At 22.2% G+C, this 23929-nt stretch carries 23 protein-coding genes and 1 tRNA gene; 19 read left to right on the forward strand and 5 right to left on the reverse strand.

What is annotated here, in order from left to right; all coding sequences use genetic code 11:
* Nucleotides 1-22 precede the first annotated feature (22 nt).
* Entirely contained in the window at nucleotides 23-898 is an 876-nt protein-coding gene (dapA, locus tag AB4W67_RS00470) for a 4-hydroxy-tetrahydrodipicolinate synthase (RefSeq protein ID WP_367682619.1), read from the reverse strand.
* Between the two features lie 146 nt (nucleotides 899-1044).
* Nucleotides 1045-2115, reverse strand: a complete 1071-nt coding sequence (gene aroC, locus AB4W67_RS00475; RefSeq protein WP_367682620.1) for a chorismate synthase — start codon at nucleotides 2113-2115, stop codon at nucleotides 1045-1047.
* 186 nt (nucleotides 2116-2301) lie between these two features.
* Between aroC and smrB the strand changes: the two genes are divergently transcribed.
* From smrB to metG, 12 genes are all read left to right on the forward strand, one after another.
* Entirely contained in the window at nucleotides 2302-2853 is a 552-nt protein-coding gene (gene smrB, locus AB4W67_RS00480; protein WP_367682621.1) for an endonuclease SmrB, read from the forward strand.
* Between the two features lie 206 nt (nucleotides 2854-3059).
* A complete protein-coding gene (gene hisG, locus AB4W67_RS00485; protein ID WP_367682622.1) occupies nucleotides 3060-3959 on the forward strand; it encodes an ATP phosphoribosyltransferase in 900 nt (299 codons plus the stop codon).
* A 5-nt stretch (nucleotides 3960-3964) separates the two neighbouring features.
* Nucleotides 3965-5278, forward strand: coding sequence for a histidinol dehydrogenase (gene hisD / locus AB4W67_RS00490; RefSeq protein WP_367682623.1), 1314 nt, complete (start codon nucleotides 3965-3967; stop codon nucleotides 5276-5278).
* Nucleotides 5268-6341, forward strand: a complete 1074-nt coding sequence (gene hisC, locus AB4W67_RS00495; RefSeq protein ID WP_367682624.1) for a histidinol-phosphate transaminase — start codon at nucleotides 5268-5270, stop codon at nucleotides 6339-6341. The genes hisD and hisC overlap by 11 nt, the downstream gene beginning before the upstream one ends.
* A gap of 29 nt (nucleotides 6342-6370) precedes the next feature.
* A complete protein-coding gene (gene hisB / locus AB4W67_RS00500; protein ID WP_367682625.1) occupies nucleotides 6371-7432 on the forward strand; it encodes a bifunctional histidinol-phosphatase/imidazoleglycerol-phosphate dehydratase HisB in 1062 nt (353 codons plus the stop codon).
* Nucleotides 7432-8025 (forward strand): imidazole glycerol phosphate synthase subunit HisH, encoded by a 594-nt coding sequence (gene hisH, locus AB4W67_RS00505; RefSeq protein WP_367682626.1) that lies wholly within the window; start codon nucleotides 7432-7434, stop codon nucleotides 8023-8025. Before hisB ends, hisH begins: the two co-directional genes overlap by 1 nt.
* Nucleotides 8026-8029: 4 nt before the next feature.
* Nucleotides 8030-8764 (forward strand): 1-(5-phosphoribosyl)-5-[(5-phosphoribosylamino)methylideneamino]imidazole-4-carboxamide isomerase, encoded by a 735-nt coding sequence (hisA, locus tag AB4W67_RS00510; RefSeq protein WP_367682627.1) that lies wholly within the window; start codon nucleotides 8030-8032, stop codon nucleotides 8762-8764.
* On the forward strand, nucleotides 8746-9522 hold the full coding sequence (gene hisF / locus AB4W67_RS00515) for an imidazole glycerol phosphate synthase subunit HisF (protein ID WP_367682628.1): 777 nt from the start codon (nucleotides 8746-8748) through the stop codon (nucleotides 9520-9522). The genes hisA and hisF overlap by 19 nt, the downstream gene beginning before the upstream one ends.
* Entirely contained in the window at nucleotides 9516-10130 is a 615-nt protein-coding gene (hisIE, locus tag AB4W67_RS00520; protein WP_367682629.1) for a bifunctional phosphoribosyl-AMP cyclohydrolase/phosphoribosyl-ATP diphosphatase HisIE, read from the forward strand. Before hisF ends, hisIE begins: the two co-directional genes overlap by 7 nt.
* A 313-nt stretch (nucleotides 10131-10443) precedes the next feature.
* Nucleotides 10444-11853 (forward strand): NADP-dependent phosphogluconate dehydrogenase, encoded by a 1410-nt coding sequence (gene gndA, locus AB4W67_RS00525; RefSeq protein WP_367682630.1) that lies wholly within the window; start codon nucleotides 10444-10446, stop codon nucleotides 11851-11853.
* 158 nt (nucleotides 11854-12011) lie between these two features.
* Nucleotides 12012-12596 (forward strand): dCTP deaminase, encoded by a 585-nt coding sequence (dcd, locus tag AB4W67_RS00530; protein ID WP_367682631.1) that lies wholly within the window; start codon nucleotides 12012-12014, stop codon nucleotides 12594-12596.
* Between the two features lie 106 nt (nucleotides 12597-12702).
* Nucleotides 12703-14346: a methionine--tRNA ligase gene (metG, locus tag AB4W67_RS00535; RefSeq protein WP_367682632.1), complete on the forward strand. Its 1644-nt coding sequence runs from the start codon at nucleotides 12703-12705 to the stop codon at nucleotides 14344-14346.
* Here the strand turns inward: metG and tilS are convergent.
* The gene (gene tilS, locus AB4W67_RS00540) at nucleotides 14339-15670 is read right to left on the reverse strand and encodes a tRNA lysidine(34) synthetase TilS (protein WP_367682633.1); all 1332 of its coding nucleotides are present in this window, start codon (nucleotides 15668-15670) and stop codon (nucleotides 14339-14341) included. The genes metG and tilS overlap by 8 nt on opposite strands.
* An 18-nt stretch (nucleotides 15671-15688) precedes the next feature.
* Nucleotides 15689-15762 (reverse strand) — tRNA-Val (locus tag AB4W67_RS00545).
* A 152-nt stretch (nucleotides 15763-15914) separates the two neighbouring features.
* On the opposite strand from AB4W67_RS00545, the gene AB4W67_RS00550 reads away from it, so the two are divergent.
* From AB4W67_RS00550 to tyrS, 5 genes are all read left to right on the forward strand, one after another.
* A complete protein-coding gene (locus AB4W67_RS00550; RefSeq protein WP_367682634.1) occupies nucleotides 15915-16535 on the forward strand; it encodes a riboflavin synthase subunit alpha in 621 nt (206 codons plus the stop codon).
* A gap of 263 nt (nucleotides 16536-16798) precedes the next feature.
* Nucleotides 16799-17419 (forward strand): endonuclease III, encoded by a 621-nt coding sequence (nth, locus tag AB4W67_RS00555; protein WP_367682635.1) that lies wholly within the window; start codon nucleotides 16799-16801, stop codon nucleotides 17417-17419.
* An 8-nt stretch (nucleotides 17420-17427) separates the two neighbouring features.
* Nucleotides 17428-18045, forward strand: a complete 618-nt coding sequence (locus tag AB4W67_RS00560; protein WP_367682636.1) for a hypothetical protein — start codon at nucleotides 17428-17430, stop codon at nucleotides 18043-18045.
* Complete coding sequence (gene priA / locus AB4W67_RS00565) at nucleotides 17999-19417, forward strand: primosomal protein N' (protein WP_367682637.1); 1419 nt, start codon at nucleotides 17999-18001, stop codon at nucleotides 19415-19417. Before AB4W67_RS00560 ends, priA begins: the two co-directional genes overlap by 47 nt.
* A gap of 95 nt (nucleotides 19418-19512) precedes the next feature.
* Entirely contained in the window at nucleotides 19513-20787 is a 1275-nt protein-coding gene (tyrS, locus tag AB4W67_RS00570; RefSeq protein ID WP_367682638.1) for a tyrosine--tRNA ligase, read from the forward strand.
* 11 nt (nucleotides 20788-20798) lie between these two features.
* Here the strand turns inward: tyrS and AB4W67_RS00575 are convergent, their stop codons facing one another.
* On the reverse strand, nucleotides 20799-21188 hold the full coding sequence (locus tag AB4W67_RS00575; protein WP_367682639.1) for an iron-sulfur cluster assembly accessory protein: 390 nt from the start codon (nucleotides 21186-21188) through the stop codon (nucleotides 20799-20801).
* A 215-nt stretch (nucleotides 21189-21403) separates the two neighbouring features.
* Between AB4W67_RS00575 and ydiK the strand changes: the two genes are divergently transcribed.
* Both ydiK and AB4W67_RS00585 read left to right on the forward strand, forming a co-directional pair.
* A complete protein-coding gene (gene ydiK / locus AB4W67_RS00580; RefSeq protein WP_367682640.1) occupies nucleotides 21404-22498 on the forward strand; it encodes an AI-2E family transporter YdiK in 1095 nt (364 codons plus the stop codon).
* Between the two features lie 371 nt (nucleotides 22499-22869).
* Nucleotides 22870-23919, forward strand: coding sequence for a 3-deoxy-7-phosphoheptulonate synthase (locus AB4W67_RS00585; protein ID WP_367682641.1), 1050 nt, complete (start codon nucleotides 22870-22872; stop codon nucleotides 23917-23919).
* The last annotated feature ends 10 nt before the right edge of the window (nucleotides 23920-23929 follow it).

Consider the following 23929-nt stretch of genomic DNA (forward strand, 5'->3'; position numbering starts at 1 on the left):
TTTGAAAAAAAAAATATTTTTTTTAAACATTGGCATATTGAAAAGCTTTTTCAAGTTTTATTTTTAATGAATATGAAATTGGAGTCATTGGCAAACGTAATGTGTCATATTTAATTAAACCTATTTTTTTAGCAAGCCATTTTATTGGAATTGGATTAGGTTCTGAAAATAACGCTTCATGTAATAAAGATAAACGTTTATTTATAATTCTTGCATTAATAAAATCACCTTTTAATGCATATGAACACATTTTTTTCATTTCTTTTGCAACAACGTTTGCTGTTACTGAAATGACTCCATGACCACCTAATTGCATAAAATCTAATGCTGTTGCATCGTCTCCACTAATTAATAAAAAATTATCTTTAACTACATTTTTAATTTTATTAATTCTTGATAAATCCCCAGTTGCTTCTTTTATTCCAATTATATTATTAAATTTAGATAAACGTTTTATAGTTTTTGGTAATAAATCACATCCAGTGCGACTGGGAACATTGTATAAAATTTGTGGTAATTCTGTATTTTCTGAAATAGCTTTAAAATGTTGATATAATCCTTCTTGAGTAGGTTTATTATAATATGGAGTAACAGTTAAACAAGCAGAAATTCCAGATTTTTCAAATCTTTTTGTTAATGATATAGCTTCTGTAGTTGCATTTGCACCTGTTCCTGCAATAATTGGAATTCTTTTATCTGCAATTTCTAATGTTAGCATTACAGCTTTAATATGTTCTTCTTGACTTAAGGTAGCTGATTCTCCAGTTGTTCCAATTGAAACAATTGCTGTTGTTTTATGCAATACATGATAATCAATCAGGTTTTTTAAACTAGAATAGCAAATATTTCCTGATTTATTCATTGGTGTAATTAAAGCTACAATACTTCCTGTGAACATTATTTTAAATGTCCTCCATAAAAAAAATTTGTGGTATATTTATTTCAATTTTATTCCGGTATTAAACGAATTAACAGATATTTTAAAATATATCAAATATAATGTATTTAAAATAATTCAATTTTTTTTAAATATATTAATACTTTTTAAACAATTTTTTTATCGCATTGTGCTCGGAATCTTAATATATGATCCATAATTACAATAGCAACCATTGCTTCAGTAATTGGGACTGCTCGTATACCTACACATGGATCATGCCTTCCTTTTACAACTATTTTTGATTTTTCATTATTTATATTTACTGTTTCACCTGGTATTCGTATACTTGATGTTGGTTTAAATGCTACTTTTAATATAATATTTTCTCCATTACTAATTCCACCTAGAATACCTCCACAATGATTACTTTTAAAACCAGATGGATTTATTTCATCTCTATGTTGACTGCCTCTTTGATTTACAACTAAAAAACCATCTCCAATTTCTATTCCTTTAGCTGCATTAATACTCATTAAAGCGTGTGATAAATCAGCATCTATACGATCAAAAACTGGTTCTCCGAGTCCTATAGGAATATTTTCAGCGATAATTGTTATTTTAGCACCAATTGAATCACCAATTTTTTTTAAATATTTAATTAGCTCTTTAATTTCTTTATTTTTCTTTGAATTAGCCGAAAAAAAAGGATTGTTATTTACTTCATCCCATGATTCAAATGGACATTCAATATCGCCAATTTTTGATAAATATGCTCTTATCTTTATTCCATATTTATTTTGAAGATATTTTTTTGCAATAGCTCCAGCAGCAACTCGCATTGCAGTTTCACGAGCCGAAGATCTTCCTCCTCCTCTATAATCTCTAATACCATATTTTTTTTCATATGTATAATCAGCATGTCCTGGTCTAAATAAATGTTTTATTGTTTTATAATCTTGGGATCTTTGATCAGTATTTTTAATTATTAAACCAATACTAGTTCCTGTAGTAATTCCGTTAAACGTTCCAGAAAGTATTTGAACTTTATCTAATTCACATCTTTGTGTAGTATATCTCGAGTTTCCTGGTTTTCTTCGATTTAATTCAACTTGTAAATCATCAGATGATAGTTTTAAACCTGGTGGAACACCATCCACTATGCAGCCTAAAGCTATGCCGTGTGATTCACCAAAAGTAGTTACACAAAATATTTTTCCGATTGTATTTCCAGCCATATTTGTCTTCTTTTCTTTTAGTTATAGATTTATTATATATAAAAATATTTTTTTTATTAAATAAATAATGATAAAAATTTTTATTTGTTGTTTTTATAAAAACTAAATTATATAATCAAAAAAATATTTATTAAAAGAATAATTTTAAACAATATCAATTTATTAAATTTTTGGTAATAAATAATTATGAATAAAAATCAGCAATATTCTAATAAAGATAATCTTAAAAAAGATAATATTAATATTGTATTTCGTCAGTATTTAAATGGAATACGTGAAATTGTACAAGATAAAATATTTCATACAAGAGTTAGAAAAGTACTAAGTAAAAATTCAAAAAAAAATATTTTTGAACAAGAAGCACATAGTTATTATTTTTCATGCTTTCGAAATAAAAAAAATTTTTTTAAAGAAAATCCAGTTTCTTACATTCGTAATAAAAGTTCAAATAATATTTTAAAACGATTAAAACAAGGAAAATATTTTCCAGATATTTCACTTGATTTACATGGATTAAACCAATATCAATCACAAAAAAAATTAGGTCAATTAATTACTATATGTCAAAAAGAAAAAATTTTTTGTGCACATATTATACATGGATATGGGAAAAATATTTTAAAACAACAGATACCTTTTTGGTTATCTCAACATCCTGATATAATTGCTTTTCATCAAGCACCTAAGATGTTTGGTAGTGATGCAGCTATTATTGCTCTTATTGAAATTTATAATTAAATAATAATAAATAAAAATTCATCAATTTTTTTATTTTTAAATATATTACAATTTACTATAAATAATATTTACTTATACTCAATAGAAACAACTTTTTTAAAACCCTATCTTTTTTTAAAACCCTATATTGTTGGGTTTTTTTGTTTTATAAAAGTAAAATTTTAAAAATTTACTTTTTTGTATAAAAATATTATAGGATTTTTAAGATGTTAAACAATAATCGTTTACGTATAGCTATGCAGAAAACTGGTCGTTTAAGTAATGAATCTGTAAATTTGTTATTATTATGTGGAATTAAAATTAATTTAAAACAACAAAAATTAATAGCTTTTTCTGAAAATATGCCTATTGATGTAATGTTAGTACGTGATGATGATATTCCAGGTTTAGTAATGGATGGAGTAGTTGATTTAGGTATAGTAGGAGAAAATGTTTTAGAGGAAGAATTATTAAATCGAAAATCCCAATGTTTAGAAAATTCTTATATTACTTTAAGACGTCTTGATTTTGGTATTTGTAGATTATCTCTTGCTATTCCTATTAATACTCCTTACATTAATATAGAATCTTTAAAAAATTTTAGAATAGCTACTTCATATCCAAATTTATTAAAAAAATATTTAGACCGAAAAAATATTCGTTTTAAATCTTGTATGTTAAATGGTTCTGTAGAAGTAGCTCCTAGAGCTGGTTTAGCTGATGCTATTTGTGATTTAGTTTCTACTGGAGCTACTTTAGAAGCTAATGGTTTACGTGAAGTTAAAGTTATATTTAAATCACATGCCTCTCTTATTTGTAGAACCGGAGACATTAATTTTTTAAAAAGAGAAGTAATTAACAAGTTAATGACTCGTATTAAAGGTGTTATTAAAGCACGTGAATCAAAATATATTATGTTACATGCTCCTATTAATAAACTTGAACAAGTAATATCTTTATTACATGGAGCTGAAAGACCTACAATTTTAAAATTAGCAGGTGATAAAAATCGAGTAGCTATGCATATGGTTAGTAGTGAAACATTATTTTGGGAAACAATGGAGAAATTAAAATCTTTAGGAGCTAGTTCAATTTTAGTTTTGCCTATTGAGAAGATGATGGAGTAAATATTGTGAAATATTTAGATTTAATTGTTAAATGGAGTGATTTAACTCTTGATGAACAAAAAAAAGTTTTATTAAGGCCGATTCATTCAAATAGTGATCTTATTAGAACAAAAGTAAGTGAAATTATTAAAAATGTTCAAATTTCAGGTGATCAAGCTGTACAGAATTATACTAATTTATTTGATAAATGTTTATTAGATACATTTAAAGTTTCTCAAAATCATATTGTATCTTCTTTATTAAAGATTGATCCTATATTAAAAAAGGCTATTTTAATTGCTAAAAAGAATATTACATCTTTTCATAAAGCTCAAATTTTATTTGATACAGATATTGAAACACAACCTGGAATACGTTGTCAGCAAATTTATTTACCTCTAAATTCAATTGGTATTTATATTCCAAATGGGATAGCTCCTTTATTATCTACTGTTTTAATGCTTGCTATACCTGCTCAAATTGCTGGATGTAAAAATATTATTTTATGTTCCCCGCCTCCTATTAGTGATGAAATTATTTATACTGCTTATACATGTGGAATCGATCAAATTTTTCAAATAGGCGGAGCACAAGCTATTTCTGCTCTTTCTTTTGGAACAGAAAGTATACCTAAGGTAGATAAAATTTTTGGACCAGGAAATGCTTACGTTACAGAGGCAAAATTACAAGTTAATTCTATGTTAAACGGACCAGATATAGATATGTTAGCAGGTCCATCTGAGTTATTAATTATTGCTGATGAAACTGCAAATTCAGATTTTATTGCTTCTGATTTATTATCTCAAGCTGAACATGGTGTTAATTCACAGGTAATATTATTAACTTCATCTAATGAATTATCTAAGCAAGTAGTTATCTCTCTTGAAAAACAATTAAAAAATTTATCTCAATCAAATAATATATATACTGCATTAAAAAATAGTTCAATAATTTTAACAAAAAATATTTTTGAATCTATTAATATATCTAATACATACGCACCAGAACATTTAATTATTAATACAAAGAAACCAAGATCATTATTAAATTATATATTAAATGCTAGTTCAATTTTTTTAGGTCCTTGGTCTCCTGAGTCTGCAGGAGATTATGCTTCTGGAACAAATCATGTTTTACCTACATATGGGAAATCTATTTCTAATTCTGCATTAGGATTATCTGATTTTAAAAAACGTATTTTAGTTCAGGAATTAACATCTGATGGTTTTATAAATTTATCAGATACTATTGAAGTACTATCTAAAACAGAGAAACTTGAAGCTCATTATAATGCTATAAAAATAAGAAAAAATTTTTTTAAGGATAAAAATGAAGGATAAAATAACACATTTAATTAGATCAAATATAAAAAATTTAAAACCTTATCAATCAGCTCGACGTATTGGTGGAAATGGTGATATATGGTTAAATGCAAACGAATCTCCTATTTCTCCTTTATTTAAAACCAATATTACATCATTTAATCGTTATCCTGAGTTTCAACCTAATTCTTTACGTATAGCTTATGCTGAATATGCTGGTTTACTAAAAGAACAAATTTTAATCACTAGAGGTGCTGACGAAGGTATAGATCTATTAATGAAAGCTTTTTGCGATCCTAAAGAAGATGCAATTATTTACTGTCCACCAACTTATGATATGTATTCTATATGTGCAAAAATTTTTAATATTAGAATAAAAAAAATTCCAACTTTTAAAAATACTTGGCAAATTGATTTAGAGCAAATTAGATTGAATCTTAATAAAGTTAAAATTATATATATTTGTAATCCTAATAATCCAACAGGAAATCTTATCTCAAGGAAAGATCTTATTACTTTATTAAAATTAACTTTAGGATCTGTTTTAGTAGTTATAGATGAAGCATATATAGAATTTTCTATTAAGGATAGCATGGTAAATTATTTAAAAGATTATCCAAATTTGATTATTTTACGTACTTTATCAAAAGCATTCGCATTAGCAGCAATACGATGTGGTTTTATTTTAGCAAATAAAGAAATTATTAATATTTTAAATAAAGTAATTAGTCCATATCCTATTTCTACAATTATTTCAGATATTGCTACACAATCTTTAAGTTATAATTCAATTCAAAATATGAAAGAACGAGTTTTAACAATAAATTTAAATCGAAACTGGTTAGTAAAAGAATTAAAAAAAATTAATTTAGTAGAAAGAATATTTAATAGTCATGCAAATTATATTTTAGTAAAGTTTTCTATGTTTGAAAAAATATTTAATAAATTATGGCAAAAAGGTATAATTTTAAGAAATCAAAATCATAAAATAAATTTAAAAAAATGTTTAAGAATATCAATTGGATCTTATTTAGAATGTGTAAACTTAATTAAAGAAATACAAAATTTTTCAAACATATAGTATTTATAAATCATGAGGTTATATTTATTTTGAAGAAAAAAATATTATTTATTGATCGTGATGGCACGTTAGTTAATGAACCTAAAGATAATTACCAGATTGATAGAATCAATAAAATTGTATTTAAAAAAAATGTTATTTCATCTTTATATAAATTAATGCAATTAGATTATAAATTTATTATGGTAACGAATCAAGATGGTTTAGGAACTAGATTTTTTCCATTAAAAGATTTTAACATATCTCATTCTTTTATTTTAAATATTTTTAAATCAGAAGGTATAGTATTTGAAGATATTTTAATTTGTCCACATTTTAAATCTGATAATTGTGAATGTAGAAAACCAAAAATAAAATTATTACAGCCATGGTTAAATAAATTTCAAAAAAATAAAAGTTATGTTATTGGTGACCGTCAAACAGATATGGATTTAGCAAAAAATATAAAATTAGAAGGAATACAATATAAAGAAGGTGATTTTATTTGGAAAGATATTGTTAATAAGATTATAAAAAAAAATAGATTTGGGGAAGTTTTTAGAAAAACAAAAGAAACTTGTATTCATATTAAAGTATGGTTAGATAAAGAATATTCTAGTTATATTAAAACAGGAATAAATTTTTTTGATCATATGTTAGAACAATTATCATTTCATAGCGGTATTTCTACTTATATATTAGCTCAAGGCGATTTAAAAATTGATGATCATCATACTGTAGAAGATGTCGGTATTACTTTAGGTCAAGCTTTATTAAAAGCATTAGAAAAAAAAATTGGTATATCTCGTTTTGGTTTCGTTTTACCTATGGATGAAAGTTTATCACAATGTACAATTGATTTGTCTAATCGTGCATATTTAAATTTTCAAGGTCACTTTAGACATCAAATGGTTGGAGATTTAAATACTGATATGATAGAACATTTTTTTTATTCTCTTTGTCAATCTATGAAAATTACACTTCATTTATCTTTTAAAGGGAAAAATGATCATCATTGTGCTGAAAGTTTATTTAAAGTTTTTGGAAAAACACTTCGTCAAGCAATACAAATAAAAGGAAATAAATTACCAACATCAAAAGGAATGTTATAGTGAAAATAGTTATACTAAATACTAAATGTTCAAATTTAACTTCTATTAAAATAGCGATTAAAAGATTAGGTTATCATTCAATTATTACTTCTGACCCTAATTTAGTATTAACAGCTAAAAAAATTATATTACCAGGTATAGGTACTGCTGCAGCAGTGATGAAAATTTTACATCAAAAGAATCTTGTTGATATTATTAAAAATCTTAAACAACCAGTTTTAGGAATCTGTCTTGGTATGCAATTATTTTGTACATTTAGTGAAGAATGTAGTGGAACTAACACAATTGGAGTTTTAAATCATTGTTCATCAAAGCTTTTACAAGTTCCAAATTTATCTTTACCACACGTTGGTTGGAATAATATTTTTTTTAAAACAAATAATCTTTTATTCAAAAACATTAAAAAAGAATCTAGATTTTATTTTTTACATAGTTATATTATACCAGTGAATAGATATACCATAGCAACTAGTTATTATGGAATACCCTTTAGTTCTGTGATTCAAAAAGATAATTTTTTTGGAGTTCAATTTCATCCAGAAAAATCAGGTAACACAGGATCTCAATTATTAAAAAATTTTTTAGAGATATAGTAGAATGATTATTCCAGCGTTTGATTTTTTTGAAGGGAAAATAGTTCGATTGTATAAAGGTAATTATTTAAATATAAAATATTATAATATAAATTTAAATGAATTACTTTTAAATTATGAACGTCAAGGAGTAAAATTTTTACATATAGTAGATTTAAGTGGAACAAAGGATGTTAAAAAAAGACAATTAGAACTTTTTAAAAATATTATTTCTTATACTAATATTTCTATTCAAATTGGTGGTGGAATAAGAACAGAAGAAGATATAAATATTTTATTAGAATTAGGTTTTAAAAGGATAGTTATTGGATCTTCTGTTATAACTAATCAAAACACTGTAAAAAAGTGGTTAAAAAAGTATGGTCCAAATAAAATTGTCTTAGCATTAGATATTAATATTAAAAATAGTATTAAAAAAATATCAATTAATGGTTGGTTAAAAGAAACTAACTTTACATTAGAAGAAATAATTGATTTATTTTCATCTGAAAATTTAAAATATGTACTTTGCACTGATATATCTAAAGATGGTACTTTATTAGGACCTAATTTTTTATTATATAAAGAAATTGTAAAAAAATTTAGACATATTAAGTTTCAAGCATCTGGAGGTATTTCAAATTTATCAGATGTCTTATCTTTGAAAAAAATTGGAGTTAATAATATCATTATTGGTCGAAGTTTATTAGAAAAAAAATTTACAATAGGAGAAGCTTTAGAGTGTTGGCAAAACGGATAATCGCATGTCTTGATGTTAGTAATGGAGTAGTAGTTAAGGGTGTTCAATTTAAAAATCATAAAATTGTAGGTGATATTATTCAATTATCGAAACGTTATACCAAAGAAGGTATAGATGAATTAGTTTTTTACGATATAACTGCTGCTGCAAAAAATCAAGTAATTGATAGAAGATGGATAGAAAAAATTGCTGAAATTATTAATATTCCATTTTGTGTAGCTGGAGGAATTAAGAGTATAAACGATGTAAAGAGTATATTATCTCTTGGTGCTGATAAAATATCAATTAATTCATCTGCACTATTAAATTCTTCTTTAATTACTAAAATTGCAGATCGTTTTGGTGTACAATGTGTAGTAGTAGGGATTGATTCATGGTTTGACTCAATAAATAAGCGTTATATGGTTCAACAGTATACTGGTGATATTAATCGTACTTATCAAACAGATTGGGAGACTTGTTCTTGGGTAGAGGAAGTTCAAAAAAAAGGTGCTGGAGAAATTGTTTTGAATATGATGAATCAAGATGGATTAAGAAAGGGATATGATTTAAAGCAATTAAAAGAAATAAGAAACATTTGTAAAGTACCCTTAATTGCATCCGGAGGAGCAGGAAAGTTAGAGCATTTTTATGAAGCATTATATTATACTAATGTTGATGGTGTATTAGCAGCATCTGTATTTCATCAGAACATAATTAATATACATACTTTAAAAAATTTTTTAATAAAAAAAGGAATAGAAATTCGAAAATGTTAAATAAAAATAAAATATTATCTAAGTTGGATTGGGAAAAAAATAATGGTATTATTCCCACAATAATACAAGATTATTTATCTAATGAAGTTTTAATGCATGGTTATATGAATCAAGAATCTTTATTAAAAACTTATAAAAAAGGTTTAGTTACTTTTTATTCTCGAAGTAAAAAAAGATTATGGGTAAAAGGTGAAATTTCAGGGAATTTTTTAAGAGTAATAAAAATTACTACAGATTGTGATAATGATACATTATTAATATTAGTTGAACCTACTGGGAATACATGTCATTTAGATAAAAATAGTTGTTTTTCTTTAAAAAATAATTATTTATATTTCTTATTTGAATTAGAACGAATAATAGAAAGTAGAAAAAATAATAATTCAAAAAATTCATATACATATGCTCTATATAAATCTGGGACTCAAAGAATAGCACAGAAAGTAGGTGAAGAGGCTATAGAAACAATCTTAGCTGCAATGAAAAAAGATGTTAATGAATTAATTAATGAATCTTCAGATTTAATATATCATTTAATTGTATTATTACATGATCAAAATTTAAATTTTAATTTAATTCTTGAGAATTTAAAACAAAGAAAAAAATAATATTATAATTTTTTTATTTTCAAATTAATTAAATTAATATTATTTATAAAATGAAATTTTATTTATGATATCTTAAATTAATTTTAATTTCAAATAATTTCAATAAAATTCATATTATTTAATATATGTAAATTTTCTTATTTTGATAAATCAAACCAAATAAAATCATATAAAAAATTTTTTAAAATTATAAGATATTTTAATATTGTAATTATTATAATTTTTTTTTTATAAAAAAATAAAGTAAAATTATGTTTATATGAAATTAAATAATATTTTTAAAAATAATATCTTTTTAATATTGGAGAAATAAATGTTAAAACAACAAATTGGTGTTGTTGGTATGGCTGTTATGGGTAAAAATTTAGCTTTTAACATTGCAAATAAAAATTATAATGTATCTATTTTTAATCGAACTAGATCAATTACAGAAGATATAGTTAATAATAATAAAATTAAAAATCTTTATCCATATTTTTCTATTAAAGACTTTATTTATTCATTACGAAAACCAAGATGTATTTTATTAATGGTAAAATCTGGAAGTCCTACTGATGAAACTATCTCCTTAATTCTTCCTTATTTAGAAAAAGAAGATATTTTAATTGATGCAGGTAATACTTTTTATAAAGATACTATTAGACGAAATAATGATTTACTTAAAAAAGGAATATATTTTCTTGGTATGGGTGTTTCTGGTGGAGAATTTGGTGCATTACATGGACCATCTCTTATGCCGGGTGGATCAAAGAAAGCATATACTCTTATTTCTCCTATTTTAAAAGATATCGCAGCTAAATTTAAAGAAAAATCTTGTGTAACTTATATAGGTCCTGATGGATCAGGTCATTATGTAAAAATGATTCATAATGGAATTGAATATGGTGATATGCAATTAATTTCAGAGTCATATTTAATTTTAAAAGTATTATTAAATTTAAACAATGAAGATCTTTCAAATATATTTAATGATTGGAATAATGGTGAATTAAATAGTTATTTAATTGAAATAACAAAAAATATTTTTATTAAAAAAGATGAAAAAAATCGTTATTTATTAGATTTAATTTTAGATAAAGCAGAAGATAAAGGAACTGGAAAATGGATCAGTCAAAATGCTTTAGAATTTAAAGAGCCTCTTTCTTTAATTACTGAATCTGTTTTTTCAAGATATTTATCTTCTCTAAAAAATCAACGTATAATTGCTTCGAAAATATTAAAAGGTCCTGTTTTAAATTCTATATTTTTGAAAAATAAAATAAAATTTATTGAAGAAATACGTCGAGCTTTATATTTAGGTAAAATTATTTCTTATGCACAGGGTTTTTCTCAATTAAAAAAGGCATCAGAAAAATATTCTTGGAATTTAAAATATAATAAAATTGCTCAAATTTTTAGATCTGGTTGCATTATACGAGCTAGTTTTTTAGAAAAAATAGCAGATGCATTTAATATTGATAATAATGTACAGAATTTATTATTGACACCTTATTTTTCTAAAATATCTAATGAATATGAAAAATCTTTACGGAATATTGTTTCATATTCTATTAAATCTGGAATTCCTGTTCCCGCTTTTGCATCTGCTATATCATATTATGATAGCTATAGAACTCCTTTTTTATCAGCAAATTTAATTCAAGCTCAAAGAGATTATTTTGGTGCGCATACATATCAAAGAATTGATAAAAAAGGATATTTTCACACAAATTGGTCAACATAAAATAATTTTTTAATTGAATAATAATTATTTAATTTTTTTAAATAAAATTAATTATTCTGTTAAAAAATAGCAGAAGGTGTTTTTTAAATATATCTTTCTGCTATTAATTATTTTTAAAGATATTAAGATTTATATACTATATTATGATAGGTAAAATTATGCGTCTATGTGATCAGGATATTGAAGAATGGTTAATACAAAAAAAACTAATTATTATACCTTATCCTAGAAAAGAATTAATTCATGGTATAACAGTAGATATTCATCTTGGAAATAAATTTCGTATTTTTTATCAACATGCAATATCTTGTATTAATTTAAGTAGTTCAAAAGAAAAAATATCTAAAGATTTAAAAAATACAATTAGTGATGAAAAATTATTTTCTAAAAATAATCCAGTATTTTTAAAACCAGGATCACTTATATTATTTTCGACATTAGAAAACATTACTTTGCCAGATAATTTAGTGGGTTGGTTAGATGGACGATCATCTTTAGCAAGATTAGGTTTGATGATTCATATGACATCACATCGTATTGATCCTGGTTGGAGTGGTAATATTGTATTAGAAATTTTTAATGCTGGACATTTAACATTAGAATTAAGCCCTAAAATTAAAATTGCTGCATTAAGTTTTGAACTTCTTTCTAAATCAGTAAAAAGATCTTATAGTTCTCGTTATGAATCAAAGTATAAAATTCAAAATGGAGTAGTACCTAGTCGAATTTATAAAGAAAACTAATTGAATTTTATTTATATTTTAATTCTAATATTTTTAAAATAAATTACTTTACGATTGTTTTTTTATATATTATATTATTTATTTCAACGATTAAAATATTATTTTTATGTCTATTAAATTTAGAAAAATTTTAGTTACGTGCGCTCTTCCTTATGCAAATGGCCCTATCCATATAGGACATATGCTAGAACATATTCAAGCAGATATCTGGGTTCGATATCAAAGAATGAAAGGGCATGAAGTTTGGTTTATTTCTGCCGATGATGCGCATGGAACAGCTATTATGTTACGTTCTAAAAATTTAAATATATCTGAAAAAAAATTAATAAAAAATATTCATAAAGATCATAAAATAGATTTTATAAATTTTAATATTTCCTATGATAATTATCATACAACACATAGTGTAGAAAATTTATTTTTGCTTAGAAAGATATTTGCTTCTATTTCTAAAAAACAACTTTTTAATAAAAAAATAATTTCTCAATTTTATGATAATGTAAAAAAAATATTTCTTCCAGATAGACTCATAAAAGGTACTTGTCCAATTTGTTATGCAAAAAATCAATATGGAGATGCTTGTGAAGCATGTAGTTCAACTTATGAACCAACAGATTTAATTAATTCAACTTCAGTTATATCAGGAACATCTCCAATTTTAAGAGATACTGAACATTTATATTTTAATTTACCAGTATTTTCAAATATGTTAAATCAATGGATACATTCTGGTGTTTTAGAAAAGTCAGTAATAAAAAAAGCAGAAGAATGGTTAAAATTAGGTTTAAAAAAATGGTGTATATCTCGAGATAAACCGTATTTTGGATTTAAAATTCCAAATTTTATTAATAAATATTTTTATGTTTGGATGGATGCACCTATTGGTTATATAAGTACATTTAAAAATCTTTGTGTTAAAAATAAAAATTTAAACTTTAATGAATTTTGGAATAAAAATTCAAAATGTGAACTATATCATTTTATTGGTAAAGATATTATGTATTTTCATACATTATTTTGGCCTTCAATTTTAGAAGCGGTTGATTTCAGAAAGCCTAGTGGTATTTTTGTACATGGACATGTAACAATAAATGGTTTAAAACTTTCAAAGTCTAGAAATATTTTTATTACAGCTAAAAATTGGTTAAAATATTTTGATGTAGATAGTTTACGTTATTATTATGCAAGTAAGTTAACAAATAATATTAATGATATTGAAATTAATTTAAATGATTTTATGTATAAAATTAATAGTGATATTGTAAATAAATTAGTAAATTTAGCTTCAAGAAGCTCTAGTTTTATTAATAAATATTTTGATGGATACTTATCTGATCAATTACATGATAATAATTTATATAATTATTTTATTAATTCAAGAAAAAAAATTGAAAATTTTTTTGAAAGCAGGAAATTTAGTTTAATTATTCAAAAATGTGTAAAATTATTAGATATAGCAAATCAATATATTAATGAAAATAAACCTTGGAAAATAAAACAAAATATTAAAAAAAATAGTGATCTGCATTTAATTTCTACTATGGGTATTAATTTATTTAGAATTATTATGATTTTTTTAACACCTATTATTCCAAATTTATCTAAAAAAACAGAATTATTTTTAATATCTCATCTTAGATGGGATAATATTCAAAAACCTTTATTATCTCAAAAAATAAAAAATTTTCCAAAATTATATGAAAGAATTAGTTCTGATAAAATATTAAATATTTCTAAATTGTTTAATTGAATAAAAATTTATTTTTATAATCAGTTTTTATATAATTTATCCAAGATATATTCCATTTATTTTTTTGTTCTTTTTTATTTTGATTAATTATAAAAACACCTAAAGCACTAATTAATTGATTGTTATAAAATAAAAGAGGGATTTGATTACGAAGCCATGGGGGTATATTATATTCTTGCCAAATTTTTTTAATTTCTTGTCTTTTATTTTTTCCTAAAATTAATATTTTTCCTTTATATTGAAATCGAATATTAATACATTCTGTTTTTTTTGCAATTGGTATATTAAAACCTTCTTTTTTAGAATTTTTAATTATATATCCTAAATTGTTTGGAAGAGTTAATTTATTATTAGTATCATGCCAAAATATAATTTTATTTTTAATGTTTGGTTGTTTTTTTATAAAATAAAGAGAATTTTTATATTTTCTAATTTCATTTTTTTTTAATATAATTCTTATATTATTTTTTTTTGGCTGACATAAAATTTCATCATAAATTTTTTGAATAGTTTTATATGGCAATGCTTTTATATTTTTTAAAGATATCCAATACCGAATTAATGATTTACATAATTCCTCTTGTAAATTTTTAAAATTTTTAATATTTAAACATTCATTAAAATGTAAAAATTTTTTTATTTTTTCATCTAGAAGAATTTTTTTTAACTGATTTTCTTCATTACATATTGTCATAGTTCGAAAACAGTTTTTTAAAAAAAAAGGCCATTTTTTTTCTAATATTGGAAATATTTTATGTCGTATAAAATTACGATCATAATTAATATTATAATTTGTATAATCTTGGATCCATATTAAATTATTTTTATTTGCCCAAATTTCTAATTTCTTTTTTTTAATATGTAAAAATGGTCGAATAATTTTACTTTTTCCGAAATTTGTTTCATAAGACATTCCAGATAATCCAGTAGGACCGCTACCTCGTTTTAAAGACAAAAAAAATGTTTCACATTGATCATTTAAATGATGACCTGTTAATAATATTTCATGATTTAATAGATTTTTATAAATTAAATTATATCTTTGAATACGCAATTCTGATTCTATATTTTTTGTAATTGTTAGATAAATTTTTTCAATAATTAATGGTATTTGATTTTTTTCACAAATTTTAATACAATGTTTTTGATATTTTTTTGAGTAATTATTAATATTATGATTAATATGAATAGCACGTATATTGATATCTGGATTTGTTTTTTTTAATTTTAATAATTGATATAATAGTACTGTTGAATCCATTCCACCACTATATGCGATTAAAAATAATTTATTTTTTAATTTTTTTATAATATTTTTAATCAAATATAAATACCTATTTTTTACGCTTGAGTGGATTTGAACCACTAACCTTCACCATGTCATAGTGATGCTCTAACCAATTGAGCTACAAGCGTAAATTTTTTATATAATTAAAAATATTTTATCATATAAATATTTTTTTTCTATAAAAATATATATAAATTATTTAAAAGAATATTTTTTAAATTATATATAAAATTAGTATTATTAGTTAATATTAAATTAAAGATATTTTATAGGTATATTTATGTTTACTGGTATTGTTGATGGGGTTGCTCAAGTTATTTCTATAGATAAGAAAAAAGATTTATATAATTATAATATTAAATTTCCATCTTTTTTATTAAAAAATTTAAAACCTGGTGCATCAATTGCACATAACGGGTGTTGTTTAACGGTAAAAAAAATTAATCATTTTAATGTAACTTTTGATATTATGAAAATAACATTACAACATACAAATTTAGGATATTTAAATATAGGTGATTATATTAATGTTGAAAGATCTTTAAAATATGGTGATGAAGTTGGAGGTCATTTGGTTTCTGGTCATATTATAAATACAGTAGAAATATCTAAAATTTTAAAATTAAAAAATAATTATATTATATGGTTTCAAGTTAAAGATTTATCTTTAATGAAATATATTTTTTATAAAGGTTTTATTTGTTTAGATGGTATTAGTTTGACGATTATGGATATAATTAAAAATAATTTTTGTGTCAGTATTATACCAGAGACTTTATCTTTAACTACAATATCTTCTAAAAAAATTAAAGATTTAGTAAATATGGAAATTGATTTATATACTCAAATATCTGTAGATACTACAGAGCGTTTAGTTAAGAGAAATGTTTTTTATAAATAATATTTATAAATTTTATATTGTTTAATATATATTTAAATGTATTATATTTATATTAAAATAATGTTATAATTTTAATTTAAATATATATTAAATTTAAATATATATTATTTTATATTAATTAATAGATTAATTAATAATTTATTTTATTTTAATAATTATTTTAAAATTATTTTTAATATATTATAATATACATTTTTTAATAAACTTAAAAAGTTATGTTAGAATCTTATTTTTTTAGTATATAAGTTTTTAATTTTTTAAATATGAATAGCAAAATACGTTTAAAAATTTTGTCATTATTTTATATAAATCAATCAAATCCAAAAATTGAATTAGTTTTTTCATCAGATTTCGAATTAATGATATCATTAATATTGTCAGCTCAATCTACAGATGTAGCTGTAAACAAAGCTACTTCTGTATTATTTAAAATAGCAAATACTCCTAAAGATATTTTACGATTAGGTATAGATAGATTAAAATCTTATATTAAAAGTATTGGTTTATATAATATGAAAGCTTTATATATTATAAAAACATCTTTTTTATTGATAAATAAATATAATAATAAAATTCCTAAAACTCGAAAAGATTTAGAATCTCTTCCTGGAATAGGTAGAAAAACAGCAAATATTATTTTAAATGTTTTATTTAATCAAAATACTATTGCTGTAGATACACATGTATTTAGAGTTTCTAATCGCACTGGTTTTGCTAAAGGAAAAAATGTAAAAATAGTAGAAAAAAAATTAAAAAGAGTAGTTCCATCTATATTTAAAAAATATATTAATTTTTGGTTTGTTAATCATGGAAGATATATTTGTAAAGCAAGGAACAAAATATGTCATCTTTGTTTAATAAAAAATTTTTGTGAGTTTGTTTAAAATTTCTAGTGATTATTGTAAAAGTTGTTTTGCCATTACCAATTAGATCATCTTTTAATTATATATTACCACATTCAATGACTCCTATCGTTGGTAGTCGTGTTCTTGTACCTTTTCGTTCAAAAGAAATGGTAGGTATTATTATTTCATTTAAAATTGAAAAAAAAAATATAAATAATTTAAATTTTAAATTTGTAAAACATATTATTGATAATAGACCAATTTATACTCGTGTATTGTTATATACTTTAATATGGACAAGTAAATATTATTACTTACCTATAGGTAGTTTATTTTTTTTAATATTGCCAAAAATTTTAAAAAATAAATCTATTAATAGTCAAGAATATAGAACAAATATTTATCAAAATAATAAATATCAGATAAGTAGAAGATTTTTTATAAATAAAAAAATTTTATCAAAAATAGAAAAAGTATTAATTAATGAATCTTTTTCATCTTGGTTAATATCAGAAGTTACATTATATGTAAGAATTAAGTTTTATTTAGGTATTATAAAAAAAATTTTGAAAAAAAAATTACAAATTTTAATTATTGTTCCATATATAAAAGATGTATATGCATTATTTTTTTTTTTTAAAATCATATTTTATTATTTCTATTGATATTATGCATTCCGATTTAAGTGATAAAATATTTTTAAAGTTATGGTTTAGAACTAAAAATGGACAAAATTCTATTATTATAGGTACAAAAAAAAGTATATTCTTACCCTTTTTACATCTAGGTTTAATTATAGTTTATGAAGAACATAGTATAAATTATAAAACTTTAGATCGATTTAAATGTAGTATTAGAGATATATCAATATTTCGTGCTTATAAAGAAAATATACCTATTATTTTAGATTCAAAAACACCTTCTTTAAAAACATTATATAATATTTTTCAAAAAAAATGTTTTTGGATAAATTTTTATAAAAAAAATAATAATTCTATTTTAAAACATGAAATTATTGATTTAAAAAAAGAAAAAGTAAAAATTAATTTATCGGAAACACTTATTAATGAAATTTTTAAAAATATAAAAAAAAATTTTTCAGTATTATTAATTTTTAATACTTCTGATTTTATTTTTTTAGGATTAATATGTAGTCATTGTCGTTGGATAGCAAAATGTAAGATTTGTGATGATTATTATGAAATAAAAAAAAATTATAATATTGTATTTTGTAAAAATTGTTTAATTTATTTTAAAAAACCTTTATTTTGTCAAAATTGTAATTTTTTTCCTTTAAAAAAATATAATTTTGGTATAAAAAAAATTAAAAAAGATATAAAAAAAATATTTTATAATATACCATTATTATTTTTAATACATTTCAATAATAAGAAGAATAAAAAATTAAACCCTAATTATTTAGATTTCTCTGTTCAACATTCAGGAATTATTATTACTACAGAAAAAATAGTACAGAATTATTATTTTTCTAATATAGGAATGATTGGTTTATTAAATACTGATCATTATTTTTCTATTTATCAATTTTATAATATTGAACGATTTCATCAATTTTATTTTAATCTTGTTAATTTAATACAAAAAAAATATAAATGTTTAAAAATATTTATTCAAACGTTTTTACCAGATAATAGAACATTAACTAATATATCTAATAAAAAATATTTATTTTTTGCACATAACATATTAAATTTAAGAAAAAAGTTTTTTTTACCTCCATGGAATTGCCAAGCAATTTTATATTCTAAAAGTAAAAATTTTAAAAAAAGTTTTATTTTTTTAAAATTTATATATACTTTTTTAAAGAAAAAATCTAAAAAAGATGATATTTTTTTATGGTTTGTAGGTCCTTATCCGATTTTTTCAAAATCCAAAAAAGAATATTTTTTTAAATTATTAATACAATGTTCTTCAAATATATATTTGCATAATTTATTAAATACAGCACTTGAAGTTTCGGAAAATTTTATTATATTTAATTCTATTAAGTGGCATGTAGAATTTGATATTAATTAAAATAAAAATACTTAATTAAAATTAATTAGATTTATTAAAATAAAAAATTAAAATTAGATTAATTATAATTTTACTTTAAAATAAGGGTTTATTAGATGAATTATATTAATTTATTAGATGAACTAAAACAACGAAATTTAATTTTTCATATTACTAATGAAGATCTTTTAAAAAAAAAGATTAAAAATAATTTTATTTCGCTTTATTGTGGATTTGATCCTACAGCAGATAGCTTACATATAGGTCATCTTTTACCACTTATTACATTAAAAAGGTTTCAAATAGCAGGTCATACACCTATTGTTTTAATTGGTGGAGCTACTAGTTTAATTGGAGATCCTAGTTTTAAAAGTAAAGAACGTTTATTGAATTTAACTAATAATATTAAAATATGGACAGGTAAAATTATTAAACAAATATCTTCTTTTTTAAATTTTCATTGTGGTTCTAATAGCGCTGTTATTTTAAATAATAAAGAATGGTTTGAAAAAATGAATATCTTGTCTTTTTTACGTGATATTGGAAAACATTTTTCTATTAATACTATGATTAATCGAGAAGCGGTAAAACAACGTATACAAAGATTAGATCAAGGTATCTCATTTACAGAATTTTCATACAATTTATTACAGGCGTATGATTTTTTTATATTAAACAAAAAAAAAGAAGTTTCTCTTCAAATTGGTGGATCAGATCAATGGGGAAATATTTCTGCAGGTATGCATTTAATTAATCGTATTTCTAGAAAATCAGTATATGGTTTAACATTGCCATTACTTACTCAATCTAATGGTATGAAATTTGGAAAAACTGAATCTGGAACTATCTGGCTTGACCCTCAAAAAACTACTCCTTATAAATTTTATCAATTTTGGAATAATATTGAAGATATTTATGTTTATGATTTTTTAAGATTATTTACTTTTTTAAATTGTAATGAAATACAGATTAGAGAAAAAAATAAATATAAAAATAATCAAATTATTCATGATAAATTATTTTTATCAAAATATATGACTCAATTAGTACATGGTAAAAAAAATTTATCAGCAGCTGAAAGAATCACTAATATTTTATTTTTAAAAAATATTAATAAAATAAAAAAGTCTGATTTTCAACAATTAAAAAAAGATGGTATACCTTCTATTGAAGTATATAAAATTAAGGATTTACAAGAGGCATTAGTTTTATGTTCATTAGCACAATCTAGAACACAAGCAAAAAATATGATTATATCTAATTCTATTTCTATTAATTCTAATAAAATTACAAATAAAAATTATATTTTTTGTGATAATGATAAAATATTTTGTGAGTTTACTTTACTTTCAAGAGGTAAAAAACATCATTGTCTTATACATTGGAAATAAATAGTTAAAAATTATTTATTAAGTGAAAAACTTTCTCCACATCCACAAAATTTTTTTAATTTAGGATTATAAAATTTAAATATTTTATTAATATTATTTTCTACAAAATCAATTTCTATACCATCTAAAAATGGAATATCTTTTTTATAAATTTTTATTAAAATTTTATCATAATAAAAAAATATATTATTTTTTTTATCTATTCTTGTTTGATTATTAATTAATTCCATTATATATCGAAAACCTGCACATCCAGATTTTTTTATTCCAATTTTAATTCCTTTATTTTCTATATTTGAATTAATTAAAAATAATATTTGTTTGATTGCATTTTGAGTAATTTTAATACCATTCCATGAAGATATATTAAATAAATAAGTATTTACTTGTTTTTTATTCATTTTTTTCCTTATTTTAATTTAAATAAAATATTTATTGTTTCATATAATTAAAATAACATTTATTAAATATAAATAATATATAAAATATTTTTTTATCTTTTATTTTTGAAAAAATTAAATATTATGATGATTTTTTATAAAAATTTTTAATTATTTAGTATGAATCATTTATAATATAAATATATTTATAGAAATGATTGAGGTGAAACAATTATATGCAAAATCCAAAAGAAAAAATGGATTTATCGCAGTTTATTTTATCACTAATATTTATTATTGCTATTAGTATTACAAGTTTTTTAATAATAAAACCTTTTATCCTTGGTTTTTTATGGGCTAGTACTATTGTTATTACAACTTGGCCTATTTTATTAAAAATACAAAAATTTTTAGGTGGTAAACGTATTATAGCAGTAATAAGTATGATTACTATTTTATTATTATTTATTATTATTCCTATTGTTCTTTTAATAAATAGTTTAATTACAACTAGTATCCCAATTATTCATTGGTGCAGTTCAAATACTTTAGAATTTCCAGAATTGATTTGGCTTCAAGATATACCTTTAATCGGTAAAAAAATTTTTATTAGTTATCATACATTATTAGATAGTAATGGAGCTGAATTAATTAAAGAAATTAGACCGTATATGGGTCGTACAACTCAGTTTATTATATTGCAAGCTAAAAATTTTGGGTTATTTATTATACATTTAACTTTAACATTAGTATTTAGTACTTTACTATATTGGAATGGTGAAAAAATTAGTTATATTATTCATCAGTTTGCATCTCGTATCAGTTCTGAAAATGGAGACGCTATTATTTCACTTACTGTTCGTGCAATTAGATCTGTTGTCTTAGGAGTTTTAGTTACTGCTTTAATTCAAGCTTTTTTATCTGGAATAGGCTTGTTGATTTTAAATGTTCCATATTGGACGTTATTAATGCTTTTAATTGTTTTTTCTTGTCTTGTACAATTAGGTCCATTGCCTATTTTAATACCGTCAATTATATGGCTTTATTGGAATGATAATAATACATGGGGTACATTATTATTAATTTGGAGTTTATTTGTATTTATATTAGATAATATACTCCGTCCTTTTTTTATACGTATAGGTTCTGATTTACCAACTTTTTTAATTTTATCAGGTGTTATAGGTGGTTTATTAATTTTTGGAATAATTGGATTATTTATTGGACCAGTAGTGTTAATAATATTATATCGTTTAACAATAGCTTGGATACATGGAATTTCTATAAATGCATTTTTAAATGATGTAAATATAAAATCAAAAATTAATTAGTTGTCATATTATTAGAATAATATAATTTTTTATTTTTAAATTTTTATTTAAATATAAAATATTGAATTAAACGAATATAAAAATAAATTGTGATATTATAAAAATAATTTAATTATATTGAATATTTTTTATCAATACAATACTGATAATTTTTTATAATTATATTATTTTAAAATTTTATTACTATTATTTTTTTCTTTTAAGTTTCTTTTATTATAATCAAATATATTATTATATATCTTTTTTTTATAAGATTTTTTAGTATTATTAAAAACTTATTTAAAATAGATTAATGATTTAATTAGTTTTTATGATTTTTTATTACATCTTGCTATTTTTTTTAAGATAAAAAAATTCATTTAGAGAGTAAAATGAAAAAAACAGATGAATTACGCACAATACGAATTGATCCATTAATAACTCCAGCTGAATTAGCAAAAAAGTATGCTATAACTTCAGAAATTATGGATAACGTTATTAAAACTAGACAAGATATAGCTAGTATTATGACTGGACAAGATTCACGTTTACTTGTTGTAATAGGTCCATGTTCTGTTCATGATCCTTTAGCTGCAGTGGAATATGCTCATCGATTATGTGAACTACGTAAAAAATATAAAGATCGTCTTGAAATTATAATGCGTACATATTTTGAAAAACCAAGGACTGTCGTAGGTTGGAAAGGATTAATTTCAGATCCAAATTTAGATGGTAGTTTTCAAGTAAATCATGGACTTTCTGTTGCACGTAAATTATTATTAGATATTAATCAATTAGGTATGCCTGCTGCAACAGAATTTTTAGATATAGTAGTAGGTCAATTTATTGCTGATTTAATTAGTTGGGGTGCAATTGGCGCTCGAACTACAGAAAGTCAAATTCATAGAGAAATGGCATCTGCATTATCATGTCCAGTAGGTTTTAAAAATGGAACTGATGGAAATATACGTATTGCTATTGATGCCATTAGAGCTGCTAGGGCTCGTCATTTATTTTTTGCTCCTAACAAAGATGGACAAATGACTATCAATCATACTAGTGGAAATCCGTATGGACATATTATTATGAGGGGTGGTAAAACTCCAAATTATCATGCTAAAGATATTAATTTAGCAATAAAAAATTTACGTGAATTTCATTTATCAGAATATTTAATGATTGATTTTAGTCATGGAAATTGTTTAAAAGAGCATATACGTCAAAAAGATGTTGCTACATCTGTTTCAAGTCAAATTTCTAAAGGATCAACAAGTATTTTTGGTGTAATGATTGAAAGTTTTTTAGAAGAAGGTTTTCAAAAAGTATTAAAAAATCAACCATTAATATATGGAAAATCAATTACTGATGCTTGTTTAAATTGGAAAGATAGTGTTTTAATTATTCAACAATTAGCAGATGCAGTAGATACTCGTTTTAAATAACTTATATGCT

The sequence above is a fragment of the Buchnera aphidicola (Protaphis terricola) genome, from assembly GCF_964059145.1.
GTDB classification, from domain to species: Bacteria; Pseudomonadota; Gammaproteobacteria; order Enterobacterales; family Enterobacteriaceae; genus Buchnera; species Buchnera aphidicola_BP.

What these genes read in the sequence shown, in the direction of transcription:
- dapA (WP_367682619.1), bottom strand. Translation starts at nt 898, where the DNA reads ATGTTCACAGGAAGTATTGTAGCTTTAATTACACCAATGAATAAATCA.
- aroC (WP_367682620.1), bottom strand. Translation starts at nt 2,115, where the DNA reads ATGGCTGGAAATACAATCGGAAAAATATTTTGTGTAACTACTTTTGGT.
- smrB (WP_367682621.1), top strand. Translation starts at nt 2,302, where the DNA reads ATGAATAAAAATCAGCAATATTCTAATAAAGATAATCTTAAAAAAGAT.
- hisG (WP_367682622.1), top strand. Translation starts at nt 3,060, where the DNA reads ATGTTAAACAATAATCGTTTACGTATAGCTATGCAGAAAACTGGTCGT.
- hisC (WP_367682624.1), top strand. Translation starts at nt 5,268, where the DNA reads ATGAAGGATAAAATAACACATTTAATTAGATCAAATATAAAAAATTTA.
- hisA (WP_367682627.1), top strand. Translation starts at nt 8,030, where the DNA reads ATGATTATTCCAGCGTTTGATTTTTTTGAAGGGAAAATAGTTCGATTG.
- hisIE (WP_367682629.1), top strand. Translation starts at nt 9,516, where the DNA reads ATGTTAAATAAAAATAAAATATTATCTAAGTTGGATTGGGAAAAAAAT.
- gndA (WP_367682630.1), top strand. Translation starts at nt 10,444, where the DNA reads ATGTTAAAACAACAAATTGGTGTTGTTGGTATGGCTGTTATGGGTAAA.
- dcd (WP_367682631.1), top strand. Translation starts at nt 12,012, where the DNA reads ATGCGTCTATGTGATCAGGATATTGAAGAATGGTTAATACAAAAAAAA.
- metG (WP_367682632.1), top strand. Translation starts at nt 12,703, where the DNA reads ATGTCTATTAAATTTAGAAAAATTTTAGTTACGTGCGCTCTTCCTTAT.
- AB4W67_RS00550 (WP_367682634.1), top strand. Translation starts at nt 15,915, where the DNA reads ATGTTTACTGGTATTGTTGATGGGGTTGCTCAAGTTATTTCTATAGAT.
- nth (WP_367682635.1), top strand. Translation starts at nt 16,799, where the DNA reads ATGAATAGCAAAATACGTTTAAAAATTTTGTCATTATTTTATATAAAT.
- priA (WP_367682637.1), top strand. Translation starts at nt 17,999, where the DNA reads ATGCATTATTTTTTTTTTTTAAAATCATATTTTATTATTTCTATTGAT.
- tyrS (WP_367682638.1), top strand. Translation starts at nt 19,513, where the DNA reads ATGAATTATATTAATTTATTAGATGAACTAAAACAACGAAATTTAATT.
- AB4W67_RS00575 (WP_367682639.1), bottom strand. Translation starts at nt 21,188, where the DNA reads ATGAATAAAAAACAAGTAAATACTTATTTATTTAATATATCTTCATGG.
- ydiK (WP_367682640.1), top strand. Translation starts at nt 21,404, where the DNA reads ATGCAAAATCCAAAAGAAAAAATGGATTTATCGCAGTTTATTTTATCA.
- AB4W67_RS00585 (WP_367682641.1), top strand. Translation starts at nt 22,870, where the DNA reads ATGAAAAAAACAGATGAATTACGCACAATACGAATTGATCCATTAATA.